This is a genomic window from Xanthomonas euvesicatoria (genome assembly GCF_013112235.1).
In the GTDB taxonomy this organism is placed as follows: domain Bacteria; phylum Pseudomonadota; class Gammaproteobacteria; order Xanthomonadales; family Xanthomonadaceae; genus Xanthomonas; species Xanthomonas euvesicatoria.
Genome location: NZ_JABFFS010000001.1, coordinates 1,836,340 through 1,860,398, shown reverse-complemented (window position 1 = coordinate 1,860,398; position 24,059 = coordinate 1,836,340). Strand labels below are relative to the sequence as shown.

The window sequence follows — 24,059 nt, the reverse complement described above, 5'->3', positions numbered from 1 at the left end:
CCGCATTTGCCCCGCCGCCAAGCAGCCACTACCCTCGGCCGATTGCCCTGTCCTGGAGTGTCACATGCTGCGTCCGCTGTCCCTGTTGATCGCCGGTGTGCTTGGCGTCGCTGCCGGTTCCGTTGCCCCCGCCGTTGCTGCCGCCCCGGCCAGCCTGTCCAAGAGCGCGGCCAGCAGCGCCATTCCCGATATCGCCTATACCCGCTTCACCCTGCCCAACGGCCTGACCGTGGTGGTGCACGAAGACCACAAGGCGCCGGTGGTGGCGGTGAGCATCTGGTACCACATCGGCTCCGGCGACGAGCCGGCCGGCAAGACCGGCTTTGCCCACCTGTTCGAGCACCTGATGTTCTCCGGCTCGGAAAACAACAAGGGCAGCTTCTTCGCGCCGCTGGAAAAGGTCGGCACCACCGACATGAACGGCACCACCTGGTTCGACCGCACCAACTATTTCGAGACCGTGCCGACCACCGCGCTGGATACCGCACTGTGGCTGGAATCGGACCGCATGGGCCACCTGCTCGGTGCGATCGGCCAGCAGGAACTCGATACCCAGCGCGGCGTGGTGCAGAACGAAAAGCGCCAGGGCGAGAACCGCCCGTATGGCCGCGTGGACCAGAACATCCTGTCCAACCTGTTCCCGGCCAACCACCCCTACCAGCACGACACCATCGGCTCGATGGAAGACCTGGACGCGGCCTCGCTGGCCGATGTCAAACAGTGGTTCAACGACAACTACGGCGCCGCCAACACCACCCTGGTACTGGCCGGCGACATCACCGTGGCGCAGGCGCGCGCCAAGGCCTTGCAGTACTTCGGCGATATCCCGTCCGGCAAGCCGGTGGCGCGCCAGCAGCCGTGGGTGACCCCGCTGGCGGCGCAGAAGCGCGGCGTGCAGCACGACCATGTCTCGCAGCCGCGCATCTACCGCACCTGGGCCGCACCGCAACTGGGCACCGACGACCTCATCCAGCTGGATCTGGCCACCACCGTGCTCGGGGGCGGCAAGACCTCGCGGCTGTATCAGCGCCTGGTCTATCAGGACAACCTGGTGGACGACGTCTCGGCCTCGGTGCAGCCGTTCGCGCTGTCCAGCCAGGTACAGATCCAGGCCGACGTGAAGGACGGCGTGGACCCGGCCAAGGTCGAGGCGATCATCGACGAAGAACTCAAGAAGTTCATCGCCCAGGGCCCCACCGCCGACGAACTGCAGCGCGCGCAGGTGGCCTACCGCGCCGGCTTCGTGCGCGGGCTGGAAAAGGTCGGCGGCTTCACCGGCAAGGCGGTGATCCTGGCCGAGGGCCAGGTCTATCGCGGCGACCCCGGCGCCTACAAGAAAGATCTGCAGCGCGCCCAGGCCGCCACCGCCGACAGCGTCAAGCAGGCCTCGGCCACCTGGTTCGGCAAGGGCGATTACCTGCTGACCGTGCTGCCGGCCGGCAAGGACTTCGACCCGGCCGCCGAAGACAAGGCGGTGGTGGCACGTGGCGAAGAACCCGGCAAGCCGGCGCCCAAGCTGCCGGCCGCGGGCACGTTCAAGGTCACCGCCTCCACGCTGGACCGCAGCAAGGGCGTGCCGCAGACCGATCGATTCCCGGACCTGAGCTTTCCGAAGCTGCAGCGCGGCAAGTTGAAGAACGGCATCGAGGTGATCCTGGCCGAACGCCACACCATCCCGGTCACCCAGGTGGAGTTGCTGTTCGACGCCGGCTACGCCGCCGACCAGGGCCACAAGCTCGGCACCGCCAGCTTCAGTGCCGCGCTGATGAACGAGAGCACCACCGCACTGGATTCGGTGGAAGTGGCGCAGCGCCGCCAGCGCCTGGGCGCGATCACGGCGGTCGGCTGCGATCTGGACAGCTGCAGCGCCTCGCTGGATGCGCTCAACGACCAGCTGCAGCCCTCGCTGCAGCTGTTCTCCGACATCGTGCGCAACCCGGCATTCAAGGCCGCCGACATCGAACGCGTCCGCGGCCAGTGGCTGTCCGGCATTGCCCAGGAAAAGACCCAGCCCAACAGCCTGGCGCTGCGGGCGTTGCCACCGTTGCTGTTCGGCAACCAGCACCCGTACGGCATCCCGCTCACCGGTAGCGGGACCGAGGCGGCGATCAAGAGCCTCAATGCGCAGGATCTGCAGAATTTCCACAGCCAGTGGCTGCGCCCGGACAACCTGCGCATCCTGGTGGCCGGCGATACCACGCTGGCGCAGATCATTCCCCAGCTCGATGCCGCCTTCGGTGACTGGAAGGCGCCTGCCACGCCGTTGCCGAAGAAGAACCTGGTCCAGGTCGCCGCGCAGCCCAAGCCGCGCGTGTACCTGATCAACCGCCCGGATGCGCCGCAGTCGGTGATTCTGGCCGGCCTGCTCGCACCGTCGACCAAGGCGCCGGACAACCTGGCGATCGGCGTGGCCAATGGCGCCTTCGGCGGCACCTTCACCTCGCGCCTGAACATGAACCTGCGCGAGAACAAGCGCTGGGCCTATGGCGCCGGCACCCGCATGATGGACGCGCAGGGCCAGCGGCCATATCTGTTCTCGGCACCGGTGCAGACCGACAAGACCGCCGAATCGGCCAACGAGATCTTCAAGGAAGCCACCGCCATCATCGGCGACAAGCCGCTGACCAGCGAGGAAATCGAGAAGATCAAGAACCAGCGCATCCGCGCCCTGCCCGGCAGCTTCGAAACCACCGGTGCGGTGCTCGGCGCGATCGAAGGCATCGTGCAGTTCGACCGCCCCGACGACTACGTGCAGACGCTCAAGCCGCGCCTGGAAGCGATCGACCAGCCGGCCGCGCAAAAGGCCATCAAGGAAATCATCAAGCCGGAGGCGATGACCTGGGTGATCGTCGGCGACCTGAAGAAGATCGAAGCCCCGGTGCGTGCACTCAAACTGGGCCAAGTGCAGGTGCTGGACGTGGACGGCAAGCCGGTCAAGCGCTGATCGCACCTGCGACACCGGCTGCGCTGCTGCATGCAGCGTGGCCGGTGCCGGCGGGGGTCATGTGTGATGCGGCGTGTGGTTGTCCGCCGCGTCAGTCGTTGCCCGAACGAGCGTCGCCACCGCGAGTGTTCCCGCGTGGTTGTGGCGCGACAGCACCAGGGGCACATGCACTGCTGCCCTGTGATCGCGGCCTGCAGGCGTGCTCGACAGCAGCAGGGATACGGCAGAGTGCCTGTCATGCGCTGTGCTGTTGAAGCAGCAATCGCATTGGCTCGCCACTGCCGGGTGGGCCCGTCTGCCGCTGTGCAATCTTGCTGCAGACGGCCCGGGCGAAACCTCGCCAGAGCGGGCGGTACACCCAGCACATGTCGAACACCTCGCCTGTAGCGAGTGCGCCATGGCAGCCCTGCCCGCTCGGCACGCAACCACGACACGTGCGGTCGTTGTCGGCATGCGGTGTTGGTGTCTCACGCTGCGCGCTCCGCACGGCGGCATCCACGCCACGTTACCGGCGCTGCCGGTATGCTTGCGGCTTTCGCGTTCGCGCTTGCCTGGCTTATTCGATGAAAGACATGCCCGTGGCTGACGAATCCTCTCGCCAACACGTCCTGGATGGCTATCGCATCGTCGACAGCCTGCCGGAGGACACCTATCAAGACGTCGTGCAGGTTGCCGCGTCCCTGTGCGACACACCGATCGCGCTGATGTCGCTGGTGGACCGCGACCGCCAATGGTTCAAGGCGCGGCTGGGGCTGGGCCTGCAGCAGACCGAACGTAGCCAGGCAGTGTGCGACCACGCCATCCGCAGCCCCGATCAGTTGATGGAAGTACCCGACTTGCGCAAGGACAGCCGGTTTGCCGATATCTCGGTGGTCACCGGCGACACCGGCGCGCGGTTCTATGCCGGCATGCCGCTGGTCACCGAAGAAGGCGTTGCACTGGGCACGGTCTGCGTGCTCGACACCGAGCCACGCACGCTCACCGAGTTGCAGCGCACCGGCCTGCAGGCGCTTGCACGGGTGGCCATGCGCCTGCTCGACGAGCGCAAGCGCGAGCTGCAACTGGAGCGCGATGCCATCCTGCAGCCGGTCGTCCCGGTCGCCAGCCAGGCCGTTGCCGACACGGGTTATCACCTGGTGATTCTGGAAGTGCAGGAATTGGCCGCACTGGCCGAGCGCCAGAGCGAACGTCTGCTCGGGCGCAACCTGCAGCAGCTCGACCAGGCCTTTGCGGCATTGGTGCAGGGGCCAGGCAACAGCATCGACCGCGTCACTGACAGTGCGGAATTCATCGCCGTGCTGCGCGGCCCCGACGCCGAGCGCACCTTGCAGAGCCTGCGCGAGATCGCCCAGCAACAACATGCGCTGGGCCTGACCGTCTTGTTGGGCCAAGCGCAATCCACTGCCCCGGACGAGCCGATCGGCCAGGTGTTTCTACGTGCCGAGGTCGCGCTGAGCGCAGAAAAGGACCGTTACCGGCAGAGTCTGGCCTGAGGCCTGCGAACCGGTCTGCTGCGTCGCAGACGTACCCTCACCCCAGCGCGCACTGCTTCAACTGGCGATCGGCGTACCACAGCGCGCGGCGGGCCAGGTCGTAGGCGCTGTCGGCCTGACGCGGCAACATCTGTGCGGCCATCACCGGGTCGGCGCCGTTGTTCAAGGCGTGCTCGGCGCGTTCCAGATCCGACAGGTGCGTGCGTACCGGCGACAACAGCGATGTGCGCCTGGAGGCATCGCAACGCGCACTGCGCTGTTCCAGCGCCGCCAATGCCTCGCGGATGCGACGGCTGGCTTCACCCTTGAGGTCGGGCAGCGTTTCATGCGCAATCGGCGCCGATTTATAGGCATCGCCCGTCGCCTCGCTGCCCATCTCGGCCTGATTGCCGGCAAGCGCGGGATTGAAGCGCACATCCGGCGGCGGCCGCGCCTTGGCAACCTGGGTCTGCGGCCCGTTGAGCATGTCGTTGAACTTCTTCATGCCGCGATTCATTTCCTGCACCGCCACATCGCCCAGGGTGCCATCGCTCTTCCAGTCCTTGGCGAAGCGGGTTTGCTGGTACTGCACAGGGTTGACCCGCTCCATGATCTTGCGTGCCTTGGCCTGCGCGCGTTCGTCGGCCATTCCCGGCGGCACCGCACTGCCGGTCTGCGCCATGGGGTCCACCTGCGCCATGCGCAGGCGCCCGTCACGGGTATACAGCTGGGCGGACATCGAATCGCTGGCAGGGGCAGTGGCGGCGGCCGGCTCCCGCGGCGGTGGCGGCGTGTGCGTGGCCGGCGGCGTCGCACGCGCGGCCGATGCAACGCGCGGTTTGCGCTCGGGCTCCTGCGGCGGTTGCTGCGGTGCCGGCGGCGTCTGTTGCGGCCGCGGCACGAAATACACCTGCAACGTGTCCTCGTGTTGCGCGGTTTCGCGCGGCGGCGGCATGTACAGCAACAGGCAGGCAAGAAAGAACAGGATGGCGCCCGTGCATGCGACAGCGGCGACATGCGGGACAAGCGCTTCCTTCCTGCGGGTAATCACAATGCGGGAGACCGATGAGATGAGAGTGCCGATGCCGCACACGGCGAACCCTGGTGTGCGACGCGCAAATCTAGCCGGCGCCGCGCCGGCGCGCGTTTGGAATTCGTTGTTTGGCCAGGCAGGGCCAGCCGCCATTCACATTGCGCCGCAGGTTGCGCAAGCGAATTGCCAGTGCGCCACGGGCCAAACAGCGGGCGCGCCGCTGTCGACACCAGCATCCGAAAACAGGCAAGGCACATCGCCGGCCATGCGATGCGCAGGCCAACCGCCAGCACCGCGAAAAACTGCGCACCCGGCGACGCCCAACCGCGCAGTGCATCTGCCCGAACGCTGTTGCACCGGTACGCCAGCGCTCCCACCGAAGACGCATCGCCGTCCGCTCATTGGCAAGCCAACGACAGGCGCACGCATGTGTCGGCCAGTGCGGGCTGGTGCTGAGTGACCGCAATCCGTCGGCAGGCCTTACCCGATCCGCCCGCCGCTTTCCCGGCCGCGGCGCGGCGCAGCTCAGGCCTCGTCGGCGCGGTACAGACGCTGGCAGACCTCGCAGAAAAACGCGCGACGCCCGGCCTTGCCCAGATGCTTGCGGTACTGCAGCGGCGCGCCGTCGCGCGGGCAACTGGTCTTGGTGTGCACCTGATAATGCTTCTTCAGCACGAAGGCTTTTTTCCAGGTGTAGAAGTCGAAACTGTAGTCGCGTGCCTGGGTGACCAGTTCGCCCAGCTTGCGCGCCGGTAGTGCGCCCACGGTGCTTTCCGGATGCACGCGGATACGATGCAGCACCTCGTTCTTGATGATGTTGCCCACGCCGGCAAAGATAGTCTGGTCGAGCAGTGCATCGGCCGCCAGCAGTGCCGGCGCGGCGCGTAATTTGCGGCGTGCCTGCGCGGGGTCCCAGAGCGGGTTCATCACATCCGCCGTCCAGTCGTAGACCTCGTCCAGCGGGCGCTCGATGAACTGCACCGAGCAGGCATAAAAGTTCAGCCGCTGGCCGTTGGAAAATTCCAGGCACAAGCGCGGCACCGCGTTGGGCTTGTCTTCGTTGATGCGGTAGCTGCCGAACAGCAGGAAATGGATGCGCACGCTGAAGTGCGCAAATTCGATCAGGAAGTGTTTGCCCCAGCTGCGCAGTGCCAGCACTTTTTGCTGGTCCAGACGGGCGATGTCCTGCTTGCTGTTGCCGGACACGCGCACGATCTTGCGACCGACAAACGCTTGGGTATCTTCGCGCAGGATGACAAGTGAGGGACCTTCTGGCATGCGCCCAGTATCGAAGCGCTGCGTGATTCGCCCGTGATCGCGATGCACACGACATCCTGACGCACGCGCATGCATAGAGTGCTGCCACCCTCCGCTTGCCTGCCATGCCAGCTCGTCCATCCGGTGCCATTGCACGTGTGCGTTGTGGTTGCGCGGGCTGGTCGATTCCTGCCGCCGACCGTGCACAGTTCGGCGAGGGCGCCAGCGTGTTGCAGCGCTACGCCACGCGTTTTGACGCGGTGGAAATCAATTCCTCGTTCTATCGCCCGCATCGCGCCAGCACCTACGCACGATGGGCCGACAGCGTACCGGAGGACTTTCGTTTTTCGGTCAAGCTGCCGCGCAGCATCAGCCACGACGCGCGCCTGCACGGCACCGGGCCGCTGCTGGATGCCTTCCTGGCGCAGGCCGGCGCGTTGGGAACACGACTGGGCTGCCTGCTGCTGCAACTGCCGCCCAGCGCGGCCTTCGATGCCGCGGTGGCCTCGCGGTTTTTCGCGATGCTGCGCCGGCGCTGGGACGGCGGCGTGGTCTGCGAACCACGCCACGCCAGTTGGTTCGCCGCACCTGCGCAGGCGCTGCTGGCACGCCATCGCATTGCACGCTGCGCCGCCGACCCGGCGCCGGTGCCCGCGGCCTCCCTCCCGAGCCCGGCTGCTGCGCCGCTTTACTGGCGCTGGCATGGCGCCCCCGCGTGTCTACTACAGCAGCTACGCGCACACCGCACTGCAGGCACTGGCCGCCACGGTGCGCGCCAGCCACCCGGATAGCACGCCGCCACCGCCCGAACGCTGGGTGATCTTCGACAACACCGCAGCCGGGTGCGCCACCTCCAATGCGCTGGAATTACAGCGCCTGCTGAAGAACGAGCGCTAGCGCAAACGGGCAGGTGGCGGTCTTCCGGCACGTCACTGGCGCGCATCTTGCAGCAGCCAGGCTGCAGGGATGCCGGCGCGCCACCATTCAAGCTGCCTGAGTGCCGCGCCGATATGCCTGGACCGACGCACGTTGCGGCACCACGCCGATCAGCTTGCTGAATCCAGTCGTCCCCGTGCGAAGCCTGTCGGCGTGCCGGCACCCCGCTCGGTCCCGCCCGCCACATCGGTCGTTTACCATGCCCTACGCCACTGCCCGTTCTGGAGATGTCATGAGTTCTGCCGCGCCCCCGTGCTGCACGTCGCTGCTTGGCCTGTCGCTGAGCATGTTTGTTGCGCCGGGCACGCTGACCGCCGCGCCGCTGGACCCTCCGGTCGTCAATGCGCCGGCGCCCACGCCGCCCACGCCCGACCTGGCCTACCCGGAACTGTTCCAGGCCGTGCAGCGCGGTGAGCTGTTCGACGACCAGAAGCACTTTGTCGACTTCCTGCCGCTGCGCGACCCGGCGCTGATCAATGCCGACTATCTGGCGCAGCACGATCACCCCGGTTTCGACCTGCGCAAGTTCGTGGATGCCAATTTCGAAGAATCGCCGCCGGTGCAGACCGACGCGATCCGCCAGGACACCGCCCTGCGCGAGCACATCGACCTGCTGTGGCCCAAGCTGGTGCGCAGCCAAAACCACGTGCCGCCGCACAGCAGCCTGCTGGCGCTGCCGCATCCGTATGTGGTGCCGGGCGGGCGCTTCCGCGAGGTGTATTACTGGGATTCCTACTTCACCATGCTGGGCCTGGTGAAGAGCGGCGAAACCACGCTCAGCCGCCAGATGCTGGACAACTTCGCCTACCTGATCGACACCTACGGGCATATTCCCAACGGCAACCGCACCTACTACCTCAGCCGCTCGCAGCCGCCGTTCTTCTCCTACATGGTGGAGCTGCAGGCCGGCGTGGAAGGCGAGGCGGTGTATCAGCGCTACCTGCCGCAGTTGCAGAAGGAATACGCCTACTGGATGCAGGGCAGCGATGACCTGCAGCCCGGCCAGGCCGCGCGCCACGTGGTGCGCCTGGCCGACGGCAGCGTGCTCAACCGCTATTGGGACGAGCGCGACACCCCGCGCCCGGAGGCCTGGCTGCACGACACCCGTACCGCCGCAGAAGTGAAAGACCGCCCGGCCGCCGAGGTCTACCGCGACCTGCGTGCCGGCGCCGAAAGCGGCTGGGACTACACCAGCCGCTGGCTGGCCGACGGCCAGAACCTGCGCACCATCCGCACCACGGCCATCCTCCCGATCGACCTCAACAGCCTGCTCTACCACCTCGAGCGCACGCTGGCGCAGGCCTGCGCGCACGCCGGCGCAGAGTGCACCCGCGATTACGCCGCACTTGCACAACAGCGCAAGCAGGCCATCGACGCGCATCTGTGGAATGCCGCCGGCTACTACGCCGACTACGACTGGCAGACGCGCACGCTGAGCAACCAGGTCACCGCCGCCGCGCTGTACCCGCTGTTCGCCGGCCTGGCCTCGGACGATCACGCCAAGCGCACCGCCAGCACCGTGCGTAAAACGCTGCTGCGCCCCGGCGGCCTGGCGACCACCGCAGTGAAGACCGGCCAGCAATGGGACGAACCCAACGGCTGGGCGCCGCTGCAATGGGTGGCCGTGGATGGCCTGCGGCGCTACGGCGAAGACGCGCTGGCACGCACCATTGGCGAACGTTTTCTGGCCCAGGTACAGGCGCTGTTCGCACGCGAGCACAAGCTGGTCGAAAAGTACGGCCTGGAGACCGATGCGGCCGGCGGCGGCGGTGGCGAATACGCCTTGCAGGACGGCTTCGGCTGGACCAACGGCGTCACCTTGATGCTGCTGAACCTGTATCCGGGCAAGGATGCCAAAACCGCACCCGCCAAGCGCGTGCGCAAGCCCGAGGCGGCCGCGCGCTGAGGATGGTGCCGCTGCCGCGCAGTGCGTGGCAGCGGCAGGGTCGGATCATTGGCGTCGGGTCTCGGACGGTGCACGTCACCGATGCGCAGCACCGCCGTCGCGGCGACATGACGCGCTCTGCCTTTGCTGGCAACACGTTGCGAACAGGCGTGCGATGGGGCATTGCCCGCACGAGCCGTGGCAGACGGGCCACCATGGCGATCCTGCGCACCGGCGACGCGCTCTGATGGTGTGCGCAGCCGCGTGGAGCGCAGCTCTTCGATCCGCACCTGGTTCGCCCGCAAGCGTAGAGCGCGATTGCTGATCGCCACATTGCCGCTGTCATCGCGTGCGGCGATGCGCAGCACTTATGCTCCCGGCGCCGGCCCGCGACTGCACCGCAGAGGGCCGCGTATCATGCGCACTCTTTCACTCCAGGACGGACCCATGGCCGTACGCACGCTCAACGAATTTCTCGCCCATTCCAAGGAAAAGGACGTCAGCCCCGATCCGTTCGAACTGGAAAACCCGCATCTGCTGGAAGTGCGCCTCGACGGCATGGTGTGGTCCAAGGCCGGCGCCATGGTGGCGCGCACCGGCAACGTCAAGTTCACCCGCGAGGGACTGCTGGAACAGGGCCTGGGCAATCTGCTGAAAAAAGCCGTGAGCGGCGAAGGCATGCAGTTGATGAAGGTCGAAGGCCAGGGCCGCGTGTATCTGGCCGATGTCGGCAAGATGATCACGCTGCTGCGCTTGAACGGCGAGGCGATCTTCGTCAACGGCAACGACGTGCTGGCGTTCGAATCGGGCGTCGAACACAAGATCACCATGATGCGCAAAGTGGCCGGCATGCTCTCGGGCGGGCTGTTCAATGTGCGCCTGAGCGGCCACGGCATCGTGGCGATCACCTCGCACTACGAGCCACTGACCTTGCCGGTCACCGCCGCCAGCGGTCCGGTGTTCACCGACCCCAACGCCACGGTCGCCTGGTCCGGCACGCTGACCCCCGAGCTGGTCACCGACGTCTCGATCGGCACGCTGTTCGGCCGCGGCTCGGGCGAAAGCCTGCAGATGCGTTTTGCCGGCGAAGGCTGGGTGGTGGTGCAGCCGTACGAAGAAGCCAGCTTCCAGGCCAAGGGCTGACCAGGCCGCCCGACAGCAGCAAGCACTGCACATTGCCCGGTTGCACGCCATGCACCCCGGGCAGTTTTCCGGCCAACCCCGTAGGAGCGCCCCCGGGCGCGAGGGCCTTCCCGGTAACCCCACATCGCGCCCGGGGGCGCTCCTACGGGTTTCCCGCATTCTGCCGCGAGCTGCTGGGCGACCGAACTGCACCAGCTCGGCATTGCCTAGTCTGGAAACCGCGCGCAACAGATGATTGCGCTAACGACACGTTGTAGGAGCGCGCCCGGGCGCGAGCGCCTTCCCAGTCACGCCATAGCGCGTCCAGCAGCGCTCCCACGGTTTACGGGCGCTGATGCGTCACACCCAGCCACGCTTGCGAAACCACGCCAGCGGCACCACCACGCTTAGCGCGATGATCCCCAGCGCCCAGAAATAGTTGTCGTGCCCCTTGAGTTCGGGCATGTAGGCGAAGTTCATGCCCCAGATGCCGACCAGCACGGTGGGTGGGATGCCGACCACCGATGCCACTGCCATCACCTTCATCACGTTGTTCTGGTCGATGTTGATCATGCCCAGCACGCTGTCGAGCAGGAACTCGATGCGGTCGTCCATGTGTTGATGGAATTCGCTCAGGGTGGTCAGGTCCTTGTGCAGCGAGGTGATGCGTTTGGCCGCATCGGCGCCGAACCAGTCCGGCGCGGTGCCATCCAGATACGTCACCAGACGCAGCATGCCCTGCCCGGCGCTATGCAGCCCGCCGAGCTGGCGGCCCATGTCGCCGACCTGGTGCAACATGCGCTCCAGATCCTTGGTCTTGTGTGGGCTGTCGAATACCTGCCGCGTGGTCTCGGTCACCGCTGCTTCGAGTGCCTCAAGCCGGTCTGCCAGCCGCCCGACCAGTTGATCGAACATGCGTAGCAGCAAATCGTCCGAGCTGTGGCAAGGCTCGTGTTCCAGCCGCGCGGTCAAGTCCTCCAACGAGCCGATGCGCTGCTCGCGCAAGGTCACCAGCATGGTCGGCGACAGCGCAAACCCCAAAGGCGCCGTGGGGCCGTCCTCGTCCTGGAAACGCGGCACATTGAGAAACAACACATCGCCCTGGCGACGCACCCGGCTGCTGAATTCGATCTCGCCGATCGCCGCACGATCAGGCAAGGCAAACCCCACTTTCTCAGCGGCTTGCGCCAGCTCCTGCGGGCTTGGCTGGCACAGGTCGACCCAGCAACCTGGGGTGTGCCGGGTTCCGGCAATCGGGTGGATCGTGATCATGCATCGACGGTGAGATGAAAGAGCCCAAGCATCCTCCGCGTCCACCATGGCGTCAACGCCGGCACATGCCCATCGGCGACGGCGACGACGGCCGTCCCTGGTCACACCTGCAATTCGCCGTGCGGTTTCTGCAAGGCAGCGAAAGCGTTCGCCAAATCGCACATCGATTCTGCTGTGCGCGGTATGCAGTTTCTGGCTGTCTTACATTTTCCGCTCACGCATTCTAGGAGTACGCGCATGAAGATCTCCGGCTCGGCGTCTGGCGGGCTACACGAGCCTATCGGTCATGTGGATCCGCGACATGCCCCAGCGGTGTGCGACGACATCCAAATCGGCGTCCATTCCCAGCTTCGCGAGCTGCCCCGCCTGCGCCGAAGCGCATCAGCCAAGGGGCGATCGCCGGCGTTCGTCGCAGACAGCAGCCATCTCGATACGCTGTTCGGCAGCACCCAGCCTGCGCGCGGAAAGCTTCTAAAAGACGGTACCCACCGGACGCCGATCCAGGCTCAGGAAATAACGGAGGCTCCCGAGCACGTCAAGATCAATCCAACACGCCTGTTCGTCTCGACCGGTCCGGCACTGAAGACGCTGCATCGTCTCGATCCAGCCAAGCTATCCAACGATCTTGGGCTGAGCGAGGACGCCATCGATCGCATCAGGAGCACCCCGACGTTCCGCGGACAGACTGCAACTGACGTCCCGCCCAGTACGCCACTGGCTCAGCGCCTGCGCCTGGACGATCTGCGCGACAAGAAGGTGGAGTACAAATGGAACATCGCCAGCAATGGCAGCTTGGTCATCGGCGAAGGGCATCCTGGCGTGGTCCTGGACGAGCCGATGACAAGCAAGGACGCGCGCAAGAAGAAACAGCCATACGCGCAAGGCCATGTCACCCTCGTGGGCGGCCAACCATGGAACAAGACCCCCTGGCAGGAAAATCGCCGCATACCGGAGGCGCGCATCAGCGGTACCCTGTACTACAACACGGACGGCGAGCTCTGCATCGATAACGATTCGGGGCGATTCAGCGAATATGCCGACCGAACGTCAGACCATCTCGAAAACGTCGCCAAGCTCTTTCAGCACTACGGTCTGCCGGTCAAGCCGGAATGGAAAGCAAAGAAACAGATTCCGTTGCAGCGTGTGCCCGCCGGTGCGGCCATCGCGTCACCGAGCCCGGCAGAGAAAGGCGAAGCGGCGCATCCTGACCCAAGCGGTGAATGATCCACCGTCCACGCGCATCGTCATGACGGCTCGCAGCGTGCGGTCACCGCCGCACGCTGCACACGCGATGAGTTCGCACCGATCGCTCAATGCTGCCGGTTCCCGCGGCGTTTGACTGCATAGCCAATGGCCAGGAGCAGGAACCACACCGGGCTGGCCAGCAATGCCTGACGCGTGTCGTCCTGCAGGGTGAGCAGCACGATGACGAAGGCGAAGAATGCCAGGCAGACGTAGCACATCAGCACGCCGCCGGGCATCTTGAACGCCGAGGCGGCGTGCTGCTCCGGGCGCTTGCGGCGGTAGGCGATGTAGGCGCACAGGATCAGCGACCACACGAACATGAAAAGCACCGCCGACAACGTGGTGACCAGCGTAAACGCAGTGACCAGGTTGGGAATCAGATACACCAGCATCGCGCCCAGCAGCAGGCACAGGCAGGAAAACAGCAGGCCGCGCGCCGGCACCGCCGCGCGCGACAGCTTGGCAAAGCCTTTGGGCGCATGCTGTTCTTCGGCCAGGCCGTAGAGCATGCGGCTGGTGGAAAAGATGCCGCTATTGGCCGAGGAGGTGGCCGAGGTCAGCACCACGAAGTTGATCAAACTCGCTGCCGCCGGCACGCCGGCCAGCACGAACAACTCCACGAACGGGCTCTTGTCGGCCACCACCTGTCGCCACGGCGTCACCGCCATGATGGCGATCAGCGCAAGCACATAGAAAATCAAGATGCGCACCGGGATCGAGTTGATCGCCTTGGGCAGGTTGCGGCGCGGATCGGCGGTTTCTGCAGCAGTGGTGCCGACCAGCTCGATACCGACGAAGGCGAACACCGCAATCTGGAAGCCGGCGAAGAACCCGCCGATGCCCATGGGGAACATGCCGCCGTCGTTCCACAGATTCGACAGCGAGGCCACGTTGCCCGACGGCGAACGGAAGCCCCAGGCCACCAGCCCGGCGCCGGTGATAATCAACGCGGCAATGGCGATGATCTTGATCAGCGCAAACCAGAATTCCATCTCGCCGAACAATTTCACCGTGACCAGATTCAGGCTCAGCAGCAACAACACGCACAAGATCGCGGGAATCCACGGCGCCAATCCCGGAAACCAGAACTGCGCATAGGCCGCAATGGCAATGACATCGGCAATGGCAGTGATGATCCAGCAAAACCAGTACGTCCACCCGCAGAAAAACCCGGCCCACGGCCCGAGTAGGTCGGTGGAAAAATCGATGAACGACTTGTATTCCAGGTTGGAGAGCAGCAGTTCGCCCATTGCGCGCATCACGAAGAACAGCATCGCGCCGATGATGAGATAGACGAACAGGATCGACGGCCCGGCCAGACTGATCGTCTTGCCAGAGCCCATGAACAGGCCGGTACCGATCGCCCCGCCGATGGCGATCAACTGCAGGTGGCGATTGGACAGGCTGCGTTGCAGATGATCGGGCACGGACGGGTCAGACATGGGCACGGCACCGGCAAGTGAACAAGCCGTCAAAAATACGAGATCGCGCCGACGCATACCAGGGGTTTGCGCCGCGGCAACCGCAAGGGCATGGATGCGCCAGCGCATGGTGGGCAGGTCGCCCCATCATGGTGCGTCGGTGGTGGCGTGTAGACACCCACTGTCGAGACAAGCACCGAACGCGTGGGCGCTGTGCGCATTGGGCACCCGGGTACCCAGTCGCTGCGCATCGGACAGCTGGCTCGCGCCCGCCTGATTCGCCAACTCGTGCCGGTCGGAACTGCGCTGACGGATCGCTTGCCGCAATGCCCGTTGTCGCGAGGTCATCGCCGGGGCAGCAAGGCAGTGCACGGCATTGATGACGACGCCAACAGCACCACATGCAATAGATCAAGCCTGCAGCCGCGCCTCAGATCACAACATGGCGCCGCTAGCGCTGCCCCATTGCAGCGCAGCCGCACGCGGCATGCACTTGCCATGCTCCCGCCCGCTTTCCCGACCGCACGCGTGACAAGCAACGTCGAGCGCACAAGACGGAGGACGAGCACGCAGAGACACGACGCCAGGCGAAAAAATGGCCAACAGGAAGCAGGGACAAACGCGACACTGACCTACTCTTCGTTGGCGCTACTATCAAGAGAACAAAACGCGGTACAGGCGTGGACGCCCGTGTCTTGAAAGACACGCGCCGACAAGTGGGACCGGCATGCGACGTGCTGTCACGGTGACGGCAGGTAGAGCTCATACCAGCGCAGTCGCACCGTCAGTACTCAACCACCCGCAAGGCCGCCGCCTACCCGCCCCGGCAGCGCTCCGTCGTCCTCCTGCTCCGGGTCGCCCACCTCATCGTTCAGGCCACCGCGTTGCGGCGGCTGTTCTTCCAGCGGCGTGTCTTCTTCGTTGGTATCGGGATCGGGCGTGCCATGTGCCAGAACAGCGGCGTCGGCGTTGGTCATGGTGCGCGCGGTGCGTGGATTCAGATGCATGAGCAGCTCCGATGGAATTCGACAGGAGCGTTAACGCTAGGCTGCATCGCGCTACTCCGCCGTGAGCCTGCAATGAGCTTGCGTGACATGCTGTTGACGTGGCGCAGTCGGCATGGCGCGAATGATCACACTCGACATCGCACGGCGCACAAGGCCCTCTTGCGCGGTCGCGCATCCACAACTGCAGACGGCCACGTCCAAGCCGGTAAGCAAGCCTGACCTGGCGCGCATGCGACGCCTTGCAGCGCAGGCCGCCGCAGCCACCGCTATCATGCCCAGACCTCGCCGAGACCATGCCATGCGCCATCGCATCTGCCTTGCATTTTTGTTGAGCTGCGGCACGGCGCACGCCGCCACACCGGCGTCGCGCCTGGATGCGGTGCTGCAATCGGGGGTGCTGCGCGTATGCACCACCGGCGACTACCGTCCCTATTCGTTGCTGCGCGGCGACGGGCAGTTCGAAGGCAGCGACATCGACCTGGTGCAGTCGCTGGCCGCCAGCCTGGACGCACGCGTGCGCCTGGTGCGCACCAGCTGGCCGCAACTGATGCCGGACTTGCTGGCCGACCGCTGCGATATCGCGGTTGGCGGGATCTCCGTCACCTTGCAGCGGCAACGCCAGGCCAGCTTTAGCGCGGTACTGAATGTGGACGGCAAGATTCCACTGGTGCGCTGCGCCGACCAGGCGCGCTACCGCAGTCTGGAACAGCTCAACCGGCCGGAGGTGCGCCTCATCGAACCACCGGGCGGCACCAACGAGGCCTTCGCGCACCGCCAGTTACCGCAGGCCACGTTGCGGCTGTTCGCCGACAACACCACCATCTTTCAGGAACTGCTGGCGCATCGCGCAGACGTCATGATCACCGACGCCTCCGAAGCGCTGTATCAGCAGGCAAGGCTGCCAGGCCTGTGCGCCATCGCACCGGAGCAACCGCTGCAATACAGCGAAAAAGCCTTCCTGCTCCCGCGCGACGACCACGCCTGGAAAGCCTATGTGGACCAATGGCTGCACCTGAGCAAGGCCAGCGGCGACTATCAACGCATTGTTGAAGGCTGGCGGCAGCCGCGCTGAATGAGCCGGGATTAGGGATTCGAAAAGCAGCAAAGCTGCACGTCAAGTCGACTAACGCTGTTACAAATCCCCAATCCCGACTCCCCAATCCCCGCCGTCAAACAATCTTGGTTCGCCGCCACCAACGCGACACCTGTTCCTCGCGCACCAGGGTGAACAGACCGGCGCCCAGGATCAGCGCGATGCCCACGGCCATCGGCCAGTCCAGATGATCGTGAAACAGCAGGTAGCCGAAGGCGATGGCCCATAGCATCTGGCTGTATTGGGTCGGTGCGACAAGGCTGACCGGGGCCATGCGCGTGGCGTACATCATGCAGATGGCAGCCAGCCCGGCGAGCAAGCCGTAGCCGGCCAACAAGCCCCACTGGGACAGCGTGGGCCAGACGAAGCTCGGCAACATCATGATCCCGCCCATCACCAACGGGCCGATCACGCCAGCGCCGTACAAGGTCAATCGCTTCTCGCTATGGCCGGCCATGCGCAAGGCGATCACCGAGATGGCGCCGACCAGGCCACACACGATGGCCGCCACATGCCCATGGGTGAGATGGCGAAATCCCGGGCGCAGCACGATCAACACGCCGATGAACCCGACGATCACCGCCGACCATCGCCGCCAATGCACTTCTTCCTTGAGGAAGATCACCGACAGCACGGTGACGAAGATCGGCATCAGGAAGATCAGCGCGAATGCTTCGGCCATTGGCAAGGTGGTGAAGGCGATCACCGAGGTGAGGTTGCCGATGGCGCCGGTGAGCGCACGCAGCAGCCACAGTGCCGGCTGCTTGGCCATCACCAGCTCGCGCAACTGGTCGTTTGGCTTTTTCAGGAACGGCACCGCTAGCAGCATCAGCAGCGCGCCGAGAAACAGCACTTCATAGACCGGCAGCGTGCCCTCGAGCAGCTTCACGAACGCATCGCTGATCGAATAGGCCGCATAGCAGGCGAACCCCAACAACACACCTTTCAGCATTGCCCACACTCCACGGTTGACGCCGATCCGACGAGGTGTCGATACGGACTGCCTGCAGTATGCGTTGCAGCGTGTGTCAGCGAAACGGCGCGGGCAGTCGACCTCGGTGGCGAGCGCATGGTGGCGGCCCGGCAGCAGATGCCTGGCCGCAACAGGTCGGTTACGATGCCGCTCCCTTCCTTGCAGCGGTGCGGCACGTGCCGCACGCCGCACACAGAGCTGTCAGCCGTGCCCCACTACTCCGGCCCCCTACTCGTTCTCGCCGATGCCCAAGCCCTGCTTGCCGCGCGCGGCAGTGGTCTGACTCACTGGACCGGCTCGCTCGACCTGGGCCGCAGTACCGATACCGCCCAGCTCGATGCACAGACCTGGCAATGGCGCGGCCAGGGCTACCCGTATCCGGGCAAACTCAAGGAGCGCACGCTGTACTTCTGGGATGGCGAGGATTTCGCGCCGATCTCGCGCTACAGCGGCGCATTGATCAAGCTGGTGCCCACCGAATGGGGCGCGCCCACGTTCGAGATCGATGGCATCAAGATGCTGCCGTCCGCGCAACTATCCCCATTCGAGGATGCGCGGCGCAAGGTGGCGCTGGTGGATCCGCGCGGCAAGATCGTGCTGGACACCTGCGGCGGCCTGGGCTACTTCGCCGCCTGCTGCCTGGAGGCCGGGGTCGCGCAGCTGCTCTCGTTCGAAAAGAATGCCGACGTGCTGTGGCTGCGCACGCTCAACCCGTGGTCGCCGGATCCGGTGGGCGCCGCTGCCGGCGGGCGCCTGCAGCTGACCCATGCCGATAGCGCGCAGCACATCGCCACGCTGGCCGACGATTCGGTCGATGCCATCCTGCATGACCCGCCCCGCTTCGGCATTGCGGGCGAGCTGTATTCGCAGGTTTTCTACGACCAGCTAGCACGCGTGTTGCGCCGAGGCGGGCGGCTGTTTCATTACACCGGCGCGCCGAACAAGCTCACCAGTGGGCGCGATGTGCCCAACGAAGTGAGCAAGCGCCTGGCCAAGGCCGGCTTCACCACGCAACTGGCCCTGGATGGCGTGCTGGCGAGCTTGCCTGCACGGCGCTGAGTGGTGCCTCCACGCCATTGACGCTGGCGATACGGCCCGCGCGATCATCGCGTGGCGAATGCAAGACGGCGTGCACTCGCGGCACGCATGCGCACTGCTTGATTACGCGAGGCCGGCATGACGGTTACCGCGACGGTTGCAGCGTGCCGCCGGCGGGATCTGCGATACTGCCGCGCCCTCGACACGGACGTTGCATGCGCGCCCATTTGATCATTGCCCTGCTGGTCTGGCTACTGCCGGTCACTGCGACACCAACACGCGCGCAGACGGCATCGGCAAGCGCAGCATCGCAGCCGATGTCGGAAGTGACCACGCGCTATCCGGTGACCACCGCAACGGTGGGCGGGCGTGTGATCCGCCTGGGCGAACACCAGGGCAAGTGCGCGGTGTCGCGCGACGGCGACGTCGTGGTACTGAGCATCGGTGCACCCTGCTACTTCAGCACCGATCGCCAACATGCCGCGCAGGTCCATCGCTTCCATGGCAGCGACGTCGTGCTGGTACAGCACGCGCATCCAACGTCGCGACCAGACTGGGATGTGGCCGTCTACGGGCCCATCTGCGCCTTCGAAGCGCAGGCGGTACGCGAGATCGGCGGCGTGCTGGAACCCGGCGGTGTCGCCGGTTCCTGGCATTGCGACCCGACCGCGGGGGCCGACCAGAAGCAGTTCGTCTACAGCTACGACACCTGGCCCAGGCACGGTGCGCGGCGACCTTCGCGCAAGCAAAAAGCGCATTGATGGTTGTGCGAGCGCCCCGGGGCGATGCGAATCCGGCCTGCTTTTGGTCAGCGCTGTTTGCTCGACACGCCGTTTGCGCCGCGCACCAGCATTTGCACGCTGCAGACGATTGCCTGCCGCCGCGCCTCAACCGCTGGGTATCGGATGGCAGCGACGTCGCATGATCGGTGGCCACGCACACGCCGGGTCATGCAGCACGAAGACTGCAATCGCCGCCAACCGTGCCATCACCGCAAGTGACTGCGCGCGCGCCAACTTGCATATGCAAACCCGCCGACGATCAGCAACGGTACGCAGCTCAGCAGTGCATCCCAGCCAACAGCAATCCAGAAGCGATGCGGGTCGCTATCGACCAGAAAGATCCGTGCCGGCCGGCCACGAATAACGCTGACATAGCGTCCTTCGAAGACTGCCTCACCCAATAGCCAAAAACGTCCGCAACATGCGATCACCGCGATACCAACCACGCCGCGCACGAGCCAGTCGATCAGGCGTGAACTCTTGCGTTCAGAGGCCGGCGGCGGTGATGGACGAGGTGTTTTCAAGACTGAATTTCTATCCACATGGCAGCGAAGTTTACGCGCCCCCGCTCAGAGCGACCAACCGCTGCGCAGTCGTCAGGTGGGCTTGGCCGTCATTCGTCACCGGCTGCGCGCTCTTGCACTGCTGTTTTCGCCAAGCACAGGATTGCAATTCAGGACCTGCGTCAGTCGGGGATGCGGCGCTGAGTCGCAGCCCGCACACCGCTGGCGTGCACGCGCGTCGCTACTGGCGCAATCGTCAGCTACCCAGGCCGAAGATCAAGCTGCGATGCGTTGCAACGCCGGCCATCGCGCCGCCGGCTGCCGCCAACACCACCGATGCGGCCGGGTTTGCGATATCGCCACAGGCAAATACGCCCGGCACCGTCGTTGCCTGCATGGCGTCCACAGCGAGAAGGCGACCGAAAGGCCCCTCGCTGGTGGCACATCCAAGCTGCCTCACCAACGGGCTGATCTCGGTCTGGGTGGTGATGAACACCCCGTCCAACGCGAACCTCTGGCCGTCGTGCAGCACCAGCTCCAGCGCATCGCCCTCGCCTTGCAGCGCCGCCACTGCGCCGGTCACCACATGCACCGCGCGCGTCTCCAGTTGCGCCCGCTGGGATTCGTCCGGCACCAGCGTGTCGTTCAAGAACAGCCAAGTAGGGCCCCAATCCGGCAGCATGGCGGCTTGATGCGCAGCAAGCGCAGACGTCGCGATCACACCGATGCGCCCCTGCTGCAGTTCGTAGCCATGGCAATACGGACACACGAACACCTGCCTGCCCCAACGTTCGGCCAGACCGGCCAGCGCAGGGAGACGATCGACCACCCCCATGGCCAGAATCAGCCGGCGGGTGGCATGCACGCTGCCATCGGCAAAGACGACCTCGAACGCATCCGCCTGCCCGCGGACCTGGACCACCTCGCCGTCAGCCCACTGCACGCTGGCATACGACAGCACCTGCGCACGCGCCTCATCGGCGATGCGCGCGGGCGATGCGCCATCGCGGCCCAGCAAGCCATGCGAGGTTTCGGCAAAACGATTGCGCCGCCGGCCGCTGTCCACCAGCAAGACGCGGCGTCGCGCCCGCGCCAACTGCAAGGCGGCTGACAGCCCTGCATAACTGCCGCCAATGATGATCACCTCGTGCTGCATGGTCGCTCCTGGGTGCCGACACCGATTAATGTATCTTTCGATGTTACATTAATCGACGGCGGAGACACCACGGGTATCGCGCCGCGCATCCAGTGACCCGATTCAGCGCTGCCGCGTGCGCTTGCCCGTCGCGTTGCCGCCAGATGGCGCCCTCGCGCTGCACAAGGCATCGAACTCGCTCGCCAGTGCGGCAAGCGTCACCGTGCCCAGGCGCTGCAACAGCAGCGCTTCGGCGTGGGCCAGCGCATCGGCGATTGCCGCATTGACCACACGCTCCACCCCACATTGCGGATTCGGGTGATCGGCACCGATCGCGAACAGGTGCGGGCCGCCAACCGCGCGATGCACATCCAGCAGCGTCACCTGCGCAAGATCGCAGCCGATCTGCCAACCGCCGTTGTGCCCGCGGCTGGATTGCACATAGCCGGCACTGCGCAGCCCGGCCATGGTCCGGCGCACCACCACCGCATTGGTCGACAGCATGCTGGCGATCTGCTCGGAGGTCATCGGCTGCGGGCTTCTGGCCATGTGGAGCAACACGTGCAACATGCGGGAAAGGCGGCTATCGGTGCGCATGCGGTCCTGGGTCGTTCGATCGGTTCACGGCAACCAGCGGTCGCCATCGGCCGGCAGATTGTGCCGCAGCATCGCCTCGATGTCGCAGCGCGGGTGCGTGCACCAGGATCAGCACACCGCCCATTGATCGCGCCCAGCGGTCTTGGCGGCGTACAGCGCAAGATCGGCCTGGCTCAGCAACACATCCAGGCCGGTGTCGGCGACGATGCGCACCGCGCCCATGCAAAAGCGCACCGGTTGGTCGGGCGGCAGGCCGGCGATGTCGATCGCTGCCACCGCACTGCGCAGGCGCGTAAACACCGCGGGAATCTCCTCTTCGCCACAGCCCGGCAGCACCAGCAGGAATTCTTCGCCGCCCAGGCGGCCCAGGCGATCCTGCGCGCGCAGGGCGAGCCGGGACGCACTGGCCAGTGCCTTGAGCACCGCATCGCCGGTGGCGTGCCCATACACGTCATTGATCTGCTTGAAGTGATCCAGATCGATCAATGCCAGCATGCCCGGCGTGTGCGAGCGCAAGGCCTGCTCGATCTGCTGCTGCGCCTCGGTGCGAATGGCGCGCCGGTTGGGCAGACCGGTGAGTTCATCGCGCATCGCCAGCCGCGACAACTGGCGGCGGTGCCGTGCGCCGAAGGCCAGCACCACCAGTGCACCGAGCAGCAACAGGCAGGCCGCGCACAACGCGATCCACAGCGTCCGCTGGCCCGCTTCGCGCGCCTGCAGCGCCAGCTGCGCGGTCTCGCTGCGGCGGCGCAGCTCGGCCGTTTCGGCGCCGCGACGTGCGTCTTCGTAGCGCGCCTGCAACCGCAACATCACCGTATCGCGCTGGCGGTCCAGGCTCTGCGCGCGCAGCGCGTTGGCGCGTTGCAGTTCCTGGTAGGCCTCTGCATGGCGGCCGCGGAATGCCAGCGCCTGGGCGATCGCGTCCACCAGTTGCGCACGACGGTTCAAGGTCAGGTTGGGATCGTCCGCGGCCTTGGCGGCGACGATTTCGGCGTCCAGGCCCTCAGCCTTCAACGCGATCAAGGCCTGCAGCAAGACGGCATGACACGCCGCGACGCGCCCGATATTGCCTTGCTGCTGCATCAACGGCAGGGCTTCGCGGGCCATCGTCAATGCAGAAGCGGCATCGCCGGTTTCGATCAGGGCCTCGCTGGCGCTGGTCAGCGCTGCAGCCACGCCGGCCTGGTCGCGCAGTTCGCGGCTGAGCGCCAAGGCGCGCCTGAAATGCAGCAGCGCCGCTTCGGGTTGCCTGGTTGCCAAGGCAGTGCCGAACTCGTATTCGATCAGACTGCGCTGGAAGCGCGCCGGCTGGTCGTGCAGGCGTGAAAGCGCACGCTGCAGATAGTCTTCGGTTTCGCTGTCTTCGGCGGGCCGACCACCGACGCGGCTGGCCAATGCGCCCAGTTGCGTCAACGCATCCAGCTCCAGCCCCAGGAGTTTTTCGCGCGCCGCACATTGATAGCTGGCCTGCGCCGCACTCCAGGATTCATCGCTGCTGCCGGAGGCGAGCATGCTCCACATGTCGACCGCCTCGACTTCGCACAGCAGATCGTTGCGGCCCAGCGCGCTGGCCCGTTGGCGCAGCGCTTCCAGCCGCGCCACCATGACGCGATTGGGGTTTTCGCGCACGTCGCTGAGCGCCTGCACGATATCCAGCCACAGCTGCGCCTGCGAGGTGCTGCCGTGCAGCTGGTCGAGCTTTCCGCGCGCCTGCGTCAGCGCCACCTGGCGGCGTTCGCTGTCTTCCAGCGAAATAAGCACGCGCGCCTGCGCCAGCAAGGCCCAGAACTCGGCCTCCACGTCGTGGTCGCCGCTAGCCCGCTGCAGTGCGCCCTGTGCGATCTGCAAGGCGACCACCGGGTCGTCGATGGTCGCCGCTTCGATCGTCTTCCACGGCTGAGGCTGCGCCGACGCCATGCCACTGCCCAGCAGCAAGGCAAACGCGGCGAGCCCATGTCGCCACCGGACCACGCACATGCTCATCGCGTCATCACGTCGAGGACGGGCCGCAACGTGCGCACGCCAAGCCGATACCATCTGCGCATACGTGGCGGCTTGCTGGTTGCTGCGGCATTTCAAGCACTCCCACGGTTGGATGGCGATGGAATCCAGCGGAATTTCAGGCCAAACGCCCATGTTCCGAGGTGATGCGACTGTCATGATGACCAACGCACACGACAGCGCACGTGATCGACGCAAGCGGTCGCGTTCGTTATCGGCCCAGGCGGGCCACTCTTGAATCCGGATGACGGGAGATCGCAGCACATCGCCCGGACGCGCAGACGGCAGCCAGACCCGCACGTCGCCTGGCTATCGCGCGATGCGCCTGAGGCACGGCGACACG

18 protein-coding genes and 1 pseudogene are annotated in these 24,059 nt (G+C 65.7%); 9 read left to right on the top strand and 10 right to left on the bottom strand.

Annotated elements, in window-relative coordinates; translation table 11 throughout:
• The first annotated feature begins 64 nt into the window (after positions 1–64).
• Together HLH45_RS07925 and HLH45_RS07920 are read left to right on the top strand one after the other, a co-directional pair.
• Positions 65–2,944 (top strand): M16 family metallopeptidase, encoded by a 2,880-nt coding sequence (locus HLH45_RS07925; RefSeq protein ID WP_008577842.1) that lies wholly within the window; start codon positions 65–67, stop codon positions 2,942–2,944.
• Between the two features lie 563 nt (positions 2,945–3,507).
• Positions 3,508–4,437 carry a GAF domain-containing protein gene (locus HLH45_RS07920; RefSeq protein WP_008577841.1) on the top strand — a complete coding sequence of 310 codons (930 nt, stop codon included), beginning with the start codon at positions 3,508–3,510 and terminating at the stop codon, positions 4,435–4,437.
• Between the two features lie 37 nt (positions 4,438–4,474).
• Here the strand turns inward: HLH45_RS07920 and HLH45_RS07915 are convergent, their stop codons facing one another.
• Both HLH45_RS07915 and HLH45_RS07910 read right to left on the bottom strand, forming a co-directional pair.
• The gene (locus HLH45_RS07915) at positions 4,475–5,380 is read right to left on the bottom strand and encodes a hypothetical protein (protein ID WP_171309880.1); all 906 of its coding nucleotides are present in this window, start codon (positions 5,378–5,380) and stop codon (positions 4,475–4,477) included.
• Between the two features lie 594 nt (positions 5,381–5,974).
• Positions 5,975–6,727, bottom strand: a complete 753-nt coding sequence (locus HLH45_RS07910) for a DNA-formamidopyrimidine glycosylase family protein (protein ID WP_008577537.1) — start codon at positions 6,725–6,727, stop codon at positions 5,975–5,977.
• Positions 6,728–6,831: 104 nt separating this feature from the next.
• On the opposite strand from HLH45_RS07910, the pseudogene HLH45_RS07905 reads away from it, so the two are divergent.
• The 3 genes and pseudogenes from HLH45_RS07905 (at position 6,832) to HLH45_RS07895 (ending at position 10,670) form a co-directional block, all read left to right on the top strand.
• Positions 6,832–7,603, top strand: a pseudogene (locus tag HLH45_RS07905) (DUF72 domain-containing protein).
• Positions 7,604–7,874: 271 nt separating this feature from the next.
• The gene (gene treA / locus HLH45_RS07900) at positions 7,875–9,548 is read left to right on the top strand and encodes an alpha,alpha-trehalase TreA (RefSeq protein WP_008577541.1); all 1,674 of its coding nucleotides are present in this window, start codon (positions 7,875–7,877) and stop codon (positions 9,546–9,548) included.
• Between the two features lie 426 nt (positions 9,549–9,974).
• A complete protein-coding gene (locus HLH45_RS07895; protein WP_008577544.1) occupies positions 9,975–10,670 on the top strand; it encodes an AIM24 family protein in 696 nt (231 codons plus the stop codon).
• A 339-nt stretch (positions 10,671–11,009) separates the two neighbouring features.
• Here the strand turns inward: HLH45_RS07895 and HLH45_RS07890 are convergent, their stop codons facing one another.
• Positions 11,010–11,921, bottom strand: a complete 912-nt coding sequence (locus HLH45_RS07890; RefSeq protein ID WP_008577546.1) for a magnesium transporter CorA family protein — start codon at positions 11,919–11,921, stop codon at positions 11,010–11,012.
• Positions 11,922–12,158: 237 nt separating this feature from the next.
• Here HLH45_RS07890 and xopV point away from each other — a divergent pair, with 237 nt between their 5' ends.
• Positions 12,159–13,145: a XopV/AopV family type III secretion system effector gene (gene xopV, locus HLH45_RS07885; RefSeq protein ID WP_033479329.1), complete on the top strand. Its 987-nt coding sequence runs from the start codon at positions 12,159–12,161 to the stop codon at positions 13,143–13,145.
• Between the two features lie 86 nt (positions 13,146–13,231).
• Here the strand turns inward: xopV and cycA are convergent, their stop codons facing one another.
• Complete coding sequence (gene cycA, locus HLH45_RS07880) at positions 13,232–14,608, bottom strand: D-serine/D-alanine/glycine transporter (protein WP_008577549.1); 1,377 nt, start codon at positions 14,606–14,608, stop codon at positions 13,232–13,234.
• Between the two features lie 770 nt (positions 14,609–15,378).
• On the bottom strand, positions 15,379–15,594 hold the full coding sequence (locus HLH45_RS07875; protein WP_011346280.1) for a hypothetical protein: 216 nt from the start codon (positions 15,592–15,594) through the stop codon (positions 15,379–15,381).
• A 298-nt stretch (positions 15,595–15,892) separates the two neighbouring features.
• Here HLH45_RS07875 and HLH45_RS07870 point away from each other — a divergent pair, with 298 nt between their 5' ends.
• Positions 15,893–16,666 carry a transporter substrate-binding domain-containing protein gene (locus HLH45_RS07870; RefSeq protein ID WP_033479331.1) on the top strand — a complete coding sequence of 258 codons (774 nt, stop codon included), beginning with the start codon at positions 15,893–15,895 and terminating at the stop codon, positions 16,664–16,666.
• 97 nt (positions 16,667–16,763) lie between these two features.
• Here HLH45_RS07870 and HLH45_RS07865 read toward each other — a convergent pair whose 3' ends face one another.
• Entirely contained in the window at positions 16,764–17,639 is an 876-nt protein-coding gene (locus HLH45_RS07865) for a DMT family transporter (RefSeq protein WP_008577555.1), read from the bottom strand.
• Positions 17,640–17,804: 165 nt separating this feature from the next.
• Between HLH45_RS07865 and HLH45_RS07860 the strand changes: the two genes are divergently transcribed.
• Both HLH45_RS07860 and HLH45_RS07855 read left to right on the top strand, forming a co-directional pair.
• Positions 17,805–18,719 (top strand): class I SAM-dependent methyltransferase, encoded by a 915-nt coding sequence (locus HLH45_RS07860; RefSeq protein ID WP_046932257.1) that lies wholly within the window; start codon positions 17,805–17,807, stop codon positions 18,717–18,719.
• 194 nt (positions 18,720–18,913) lie between these two features.
• The gene (locus tag HLH45_RS07855; RefSeq protein WP_033479334.1) at positions 18,914–19,459 is read left to right on the top strand and encodes a hypothetical protein; all 546 of its coding nucleotides are present in this window, start codon (positions 18,914–18,916) and stop codon (positions 19,457–19,459) included.
• Positions 19,460–19,686: 227 nt separating this feature from the next.
• Here the strand turns inward: HLH45_RS07855 and HLH45_RS07850 are convergent, their stop codons facing one another.
• The 4 genes from HLH45_RS07850 to HLH45_RS07835 form a co-directional block, all read right to left on the bottom strand.
• Positions 19,687–19,881 (bottom strand): hypothetical protein, encoded by a 195-nt coding sequence (locus tag HLH45_RS07850; protein WP_033479336.1) that lies wholly within the window; start codon positions 19,879–19,881, stop codon positions 19,687–19,689.
• Between the two features lie 358 nt (positions 19,882–20,239).
• Positions 20,240–21,139, bottom strand: coding sequence for an NAD(P)/FAD-dependent oxidoreductase (locus HLH45_RS07845; RefSeq protein WP_008577560.1), 900 nt, complete (start codon positions 21,137–21,139; stop codon positions 20,240–20,242).
• Positions 21,140–21,241: 102 nt separating this feature from the next.
• Positions 21,242–21,715: an Rrf2 family transcriptional regulator gene (locus HLH45_RS07840; protein ID WP_008577562.1), complete on the bottom strand. Its 474-nt coding sequence runs from the start codon at positions 21,713–21,715 to the stop codon at positions 21,242–21,244.
• A gap of 108 nt (positions 21,716–21,823) precedes the next feature.
• Positions 21,824–23,698, bottom strand: a complete 1,875-nt coding sequence (locus HLH45_RS07835) for a GGDEF domain-containing protein (RefSeq protein ID WP_011346272.1) — start codon at positions 23,696–23,698, stop codon at positions 21,824–21,826.
• Between the last annotated feature and the right edge of the window lie 361 nt (positions 23,699–24,059).

What these genes read in the sequence shown, in the direction of transcription:
- HLH45_RS07925 (WP_008577842.1), top strand. Translation starts at nt 65, where the DNA reads ATGCTGCGTCCGCTGTCCCTGTTGATCGCCGGTGTGCTTGGCGTCGCT.
- HLH45_RS07920 (WP_008577841.1), top strand. Translation starts at nt 3,508, where the DNA reads ATGAAAGACATGCCCGTGGCTGACGAATCCTCTCGCCAACACGTCCTG.
- HLH45_RS07910 (WP_008577537.1), bottom strand. Translation starts at nt 6,727, where the DNA reads ATGCCAGAAGGTCCCTCACTTGTCATCCTGCGCGAAGATACCCAAGCG.
- treA (WP_008577541.1), top strand. Translation starts at nt 7,875, where the DNA reads ATGAGTTCTGCCGCGCCCCCGTGCTGCACGTCGCTGCTTGGCCTGTCG.
- HLH45_RS07895 (WP_008577544.1), top strand. Translation starts at nt 9,975, where the DNA reads ATGGCCGTACGCACGCTCAACGAATTTCTCGCCCATTCCAAGGAAAAG.
- HLH45_RS07890 (WP_008577546.1), bottom strand. Translation starts at nt 11,921, where the DNA reads ATGATCACGATCCACCCGATTGCCGGAACCCGGCACACCCCAGGTTGC.
- xopV (WP_033479329.1), top strand. Translation starts at nt 12,159, where the DNA reads ATGAAGATCTCCGGCTCGGCGTCTGGCGGGCTACACGAGCCTATCGGT.
- cycA (WP_008577549.1), bottom strand. Translation starts at nt 14,608, where the DNA reads ATGTCTGACCCGTCCGTGCCCGATCATCTGCAACGCAGCCTGTCCAAT.
- HLH45_RS07875 (WP_011346280.1), bottom strand. Translation starts at nt 15,594, where the DNA reads ATGCATCTGAATCCACGCACCGCGCGCACCATGACCAACGCCGACGCC.
- HLH45_RS07870 (WP_033479331.1), top strand. Translation starts at nt 15,893, where the DNA reads ATGCGCCATCGCATCTGCCTTGCATTTTTGTTGAGCTGCGGCACGGCG.
- HLH45_RS07865 (WP_008577555.1), bottom strand. Translation starts at nt 17,639, where the DNA reads ATGCTGAAAGGTGTGTTGTTGGGGTTCGCCTGCTATGCGGCCTATTCG.
- HLH45_RS07860 (WP_046932257.1), top strand. Translation starts at nt 17,805, where the DNA reads ATGCCGCTCCCTTCCTTGCAGCGGTGCGGCACGTGCCGCACGCCGCAC.
- HLH45_RS07855 (WP_033479334.1), top strand. Translation starts at nt 18,914, where the DNA reads ATGCGCGCCCATTTGATCATTGCCCTGCTGGTCTGGCTACTGCCGGTC.
- HLH45_RS07845 (WP_008577560.1), bottom strand. Translation starts at nt 21,139, where the DNA reads ATGCAGCACGAGGTGATCATCATTGGCGGCAGTTATGCAGGGCTGTCA.
- HLH45_RS07840 (WP_008577562.1), bottom strand. Translation starts at nt 21,715, where the DNA reads ATGCGCACCGATAGCCGCCTTTCCCGCATGTTGCACGTGTTGCTCCAC.
- HLH45_RS07835 (WP_011346272.1), bottom strand. Translation starts at nt 23,698, where the DNA reads ATGAGCATGTGCGTGGTCCGGTGGCGACATGGGCTCGCCGCGTTTGCC.